This is a genomic window from Legionella sp. ST3F1 (assembly GCF_048553315.1).
Classification (GTDB): Bacteria; Pseudomonadota; Gammaproteobacteria; order Legionellales; family Legionellaceae; genus Tatlockia; species Tatlockia donaldsonii.
This window is the reverse complement of record NZ_JBLZIO010000037.1, coordinates 1-4101: the sequence shown is the minus strand read 5'-3', so window position 1 is coordinate 4101 and position 4101 is coordinate 1. Positions and strand designations below refer to the sequence as shown.

The following is a 4101-nucleotide window of genomic DNA, read 5'->3' as shown; positions in this document are numbered from 1 at the left end:
CCATGTTGCGGCGCATGGTGGAGAGTACGTTGATTTAAAGGACTATTGCGGATTGCTACCTTATGTAGGTTGGGTCGCGACCCAACTTACCTCTTACATACTCGGTTTTTGTGTTTGTGTTTGTGTTTCAGGTTGGCCCGACATGCTCAGCCTGCATTTACTATTTATAAATTAAATACCTTGCTTTAGAGCATCATATTCCATTACCGTCTCAAGAACGCCCGCCATATAGCCTATTCTATTTGCTTCTATAGAATTAAATCTAGCAACTAATGTCTTATCTTTTGATATTTCTGTTGGTGATTTTTTTATCGTCTTGTAATCACTGTTGGATTTTATTTCCAGAATACAATTATCCGCTTCTACAGTCATTTTTTGGGACACAATAAAATAGTCTGGATTTAAGTACTCCATTGTTGCAATGTGGGTTAGTGTCCGAATAGTTTTCTTATCCAGATTCTCCAAAAACTCATTTTCTATAACTATGTCTCTAATATTTTTCTCTATAATAGTGCCACGTGGGGGTATTTTAATCGTTGCTTTTGTGAAACCAGTTTTTTTGCATTCATAAATATGGAGTATCTCATATCCAGATTTAGGATCAGTTTCAGTCATAAAATCCTTAAACATAAGAGTCAGCCAATGATCCCAGTTTGTTTTTTGATTCATTATTTCCTTTCGCAATAAATAACCCATTTTATTTCTACGTAGGTAATTCTATTAATTATTTATTCTTACAGTGGAATTAATTAAACTAATTTAATAAATGAAAGATTTCGCCATATATGATAATATAACCATTTGTGGCGAAAACTACTATATATGGCGAATTATGTCAATCGATTTTGTGCTAGCTGAACTTCTAGAAAAATTTAATCTAAATGTTTTAGAGTTAGAAAGGATGACGGGTGTGCCGTCAAGCACAATTTACAGATTGTTAAAAAACAAAAATGGGAATCCCACAATTGAGGTCTTAAAGAAATTATCATCTTTTTTTCAAATTACCGTGAGCCAATTAATTGGTGAAGAACCTATTGGTTGTAAACAAATACCGTTGATTCAACCTACAGAAATATGTTCATTTTTAAAACTATCCCAAGAGGGGAGAACTCAATTAAATACAATTCCTATTGAATTTCCAACAAATAACCGGTGTTTTGCAACGTTCTCTCAAGACAATATGATGGAACCATTTATACTTGTAAACTCCATAGTTATTATCGATCCCGAGCGAGATATAACCAACAAGGATTTTGTTCTACTCATTAAAAATGAAAATGACCCCCCTAAAATTAGACAAATAATTTCAGATGGGGAGGATTTTTATATAAAAATCCTCAACTCAAATTTTCCTATACAAATTAAGAGAATAAATTTAAATGCATACACTTTTAAAGGGGTGATCGTCCATTACCGAACAAATCTTTTTGATATGGGAAAGAATAATACTCAGCATGCTTTATCTACTTCCATGAGGGTGAAGACTAATTAACAAGGATAGTCCTGTGAAACTACCCATATTAAAAAATGTAAGAAATTACTTCTATACCATTGATAAGGGCACGTATTTGGTTTTACTTGGTATGTTGTATGCGACGATATTCTTCTGCTCTTTTGTAATGGGCTATAAAACAGTAGAACTATATGGCCGAATTTTATGCTCCTCTGTCTTTGTTTTTCCATTTCTTTTCCCACTTAATGATTCAATAACAGAACTACTAGGAGCTAGAGTTTCTTATTTTATGATTTTGGCAATTATCATTTGTGAGTTCTTATTCAGTTTTGTTACATATGGTTTATCACTGTTGTCATCACCTTCTAATTGGCACAATCAGGAAATCTATTCTATTTTTACCACCGGCTTTGTGCATATAGCATTTGCAGATTCAATTTCTCTGGCAATTGGTTTTTTTGCTAATACCTATGTAATGGATAGATGGGGAATGAAATGGTTTGGAAAGGGTTTTTTTAGAAGAAGCCTAGGTGCAACTGCTATAGGGGAATTGCTTTTTACAATTTCCACTAATTTAATAACATTTCATGTTCTAAGTGACGCCAGCATTCGAGATACAACCAATATCATTATTTCGGATTATATATTGAAGATGCTATATTCTTTCATAATTTGCATACCAAACGCTTATTTAGTAAGTAAATTTAAAAAAATAATGCCTAACAAGACTATTTCATATAACAGTGAAAAGGTTCTAAATTTCAATCCGTCAAGAGTAAAGTATCGAACTTAATAACATTCTCTTTCTTTGCCTCTTTTCGTATTCTAAATTCTTGTTCGGTTTCATGGCTGCCAACTATATTTCCTATGCAGGCGCTATCTTCGGAACTAAACATCCTAAGACTTTCTATATTAGAATATATTTCCTTTGCTGGTTTAATATAAATTTTATTGGTTGAATCATTATAAACGATCAATGGTTGTTCCAATTGCTCAGAAAATTGATGCTTTATCAAGTGAAATTTTTTCTTATATTTAAATTCAATCAATCTTTTCTGATTCTCAAGCAGAGCCGCAATTATTCGATCGTAATCATCTTCGGAAAAAAAATTTTTAGCTCGCGCTTCTCTTAGAAGTTCTATGGGATCTTTTTTTAGCAAAGGAGTGCATTTACCATGAAGTTGTATCCAGAAATAGATTAACCCTGTTTCTGGGTCTACATTTTCTGATTCTATTTTAAAGGACGGTATTCTTAGTTCTTTAAAATAAGAAGATATTTTGAGAAAGAGCATTCGTTTACTAATCCCTTGATAAGCAATTGCCCGCAACCAATGGGATATTAACATATTCCTTGCATTCTGTATCTGGATTGTTTATTGATAAATGTAAAATTTCTCTCTTGCCTTGAGTTGCTTAATTATGAATGACCACGCTTATAAAAATCCAATTAAATATAGTGAAAACAATGCGTTACAATATAATTTCGCTATGAGTGTTTTAAGTAAAATATTTTTTTCCTCTAACGCAAGGGTGCTGGATATAGGATGTGGGGATGGAATTATTACAAGCGAGGTTGCTAAAATTGTTAGCACTGGCTGTATAATAGGCACCGACATATCAACTCAAATGATTGAATATGCTTCGGAGAAGTATTCCGCTCAAGACAATATGCGCTTTATTCAAATGGATGCAAGTAAAAATATTTTTCGCGCACAATTTGATATTATAACTTCATTTAATTGTTTGCATTGGGTGAAAGATCAGATGGGAGCCCTTAAAGGAATTGCAGACTCTGCCGTTGAAGGTGCCCAAATTGCATTGCTTTTATCTCACAAAAAATCAATTTACCATTATGTTTTGGATGAAATTTGTGCGAGTGAGAATTGGAAACAATATTTCACAGATTTTATAAATCCACGATTCTTCTCTGAGCCGAATGTGTATGAGGAAATGCTAATCGAAGCTGGATTAAAACCTGTGGAGATTACTGAAGAAAAAATGACTTATACTTTTCCATCAAAAGAAAAGCTCAAAGGTTTCTTTAATGCTGCTAGTGCTCAAATTAAACAGATTCCAGTAAGTAGAACAGAAGAATTTTTAAACGAGTTTGTAACTGAATATTTGAAGCAAACACATTGTGATGACGAAATCATTCCCGTCGATTTCTGGTGCTTACAAGTGATAGCAACCAAGCCTAAAGTGGTATCAACAAAAGCCTTTGAACTCGCGAACCACGTTTAATCCTCCGGATGGTGGAGGTACACTTTTAGTTCTCCCTTATAATTAGCTCCGGATAGCCTATGGGATGAAAATTCACGTCTTGTAGCGATGCATTATCAGATGTAATCCATGCTCTAATATCCAAAGTAGATTATCAATATGGGTAATACCCCAGCTCAAAGCTTTTGGTTGGATTTAAATCCTTATAAATTTGAGCCATATAATTTTCTGCACTTATTCCAATCGATAATGCTGTGGCGCATGGTGGAGAGTAAGTTGATTCAAAGGCTATTGCGGAGTTGCTCCCTTATGTAGGTTGGGTCGTGACCCAACAAAAACGTCTGGACTATCATTGCTGAATTCTCCGCGATTGCGGAAGCTAATTCATGACTCCTAACCGAAGTAGGTTGGGTCACGACCCAACCTAC

Annotated in this window: 5 protein-coding genes; 3 read left to right on the top strand and 2 right to left on the bottom strand. The window is 34.1% G+C overall.

The window, feature by feature from the left end:
- Positions 1 to 171 precede the first annotated feature (171 nt).
- Complete coding sequence (locus ACN4Z1_RS15780; RefSeq protein WP_228363439.1) at positions 172 to 669, bottom strand: hypothetical protein; 498 nt, start codon at positions 667 to 669, stop codon at positions 172 to 174.
- Positions 670 to 832: 163 nt separating this feature from the next.
- On the opposite strand from ACN4Z1_RS15780, the gene ACN4Z1_RS15775 reads away from it, so the two are divergent.
- Both ACN4Z1_RS15775 and ACN4Z1_RS15770 read left to right on the top strand, forming a co-directional pair.
- Positions 833 to 1492, top strand: coding sequence for a helix-turn-helix domain-containing protein (locus ACN4Z1_RS15775; protein ID WP_419387985.1), 660 nt, complete (start codon positions 833 to 835; stop codon positions 1490 to 1492).
- A gap of 13 nt (positions 1493 to 1505) precedes the next feature.
- The gene (locus ACN4Z1_RS15770) at positions 1506 to 2246 is read left to right on the top strand and encodes a VUT family protein (RefSeq protein WP_228363436.1); all 741 of its coding nucleotides are present in this window, start codon (positions 1506 to 1508) and stop codon (positions 2244 to 2246) included.
- Here the strand turns inward: ACN4Z1_RS15770 and ACN4Z1_RS15765 are convergent.
- Positions 2215 to 2799 (bottom strand): hypothetical protein, encoded by a 585-nt coding sequence (locus ACN4Z1_RS15765; protein WP_115222415.1) that lies wholly within the window; start codon positions 2797 to 2799, stop codon positions 2215 to 2217. The genes ACN4Z1_RS15770 and ACN4Z1_RS15765 overlap by 32 nt on opposite strands.
- A gap of 73 nt (positions 2800 to 2872) precedes the next feature.
- Here ACN4Z1_RS15765 and ACN4Z1_RS15760 point away from each other — a divergent pair, with 73 nt between their 5' ends.
- The gene (locus ACN4Z1_RS15760) at positions 2873 to 3694 is read left to right on the top strand and encodes a class I SAM-dependent methyltransferase (RefSeq protein WP_228363435.1); all 822 of its coding nucleotides are present in this window, start codon (positions 2873 to 2875) and stop codon (positions 3692 to 3694) included.
- Positions 3695 to 4101 lie beyond the last annotated feature (407 nt).

Bases quoted from the DNA above. Each gene is read 5' to 3' on its own strand.
- ACN4Z1_RS15780 (WP_228363439.1), bottom strand. From the start codon at position 669: ATGAATCAAAAAACAAACTGGGATCATTGGCTGACTCTTATGTTTAAG.
- ACN4Z1_RS15775 (WP_419387985.1), top strand. From the start codon at position 833: ATGTCAATCGATTTTGTGCTAGCTGAACTTCTAGAAAAATTTAATCTA.
- ACN4Z1_RS15765 (WP_115222415.1), bottom strand. From the start codon at position 2,799: ATGTTAATATCCCATTGGTTGCGGGCAATTGCTTATCAAGGGATTAGT.
- ACN4Z1_RS15760 (WP_228363435.1), top strand. From the start codon at position 2,873: ATGAATGACCACGCTTATAAAAATCCAATTAAATATAGTGAAAACAAT.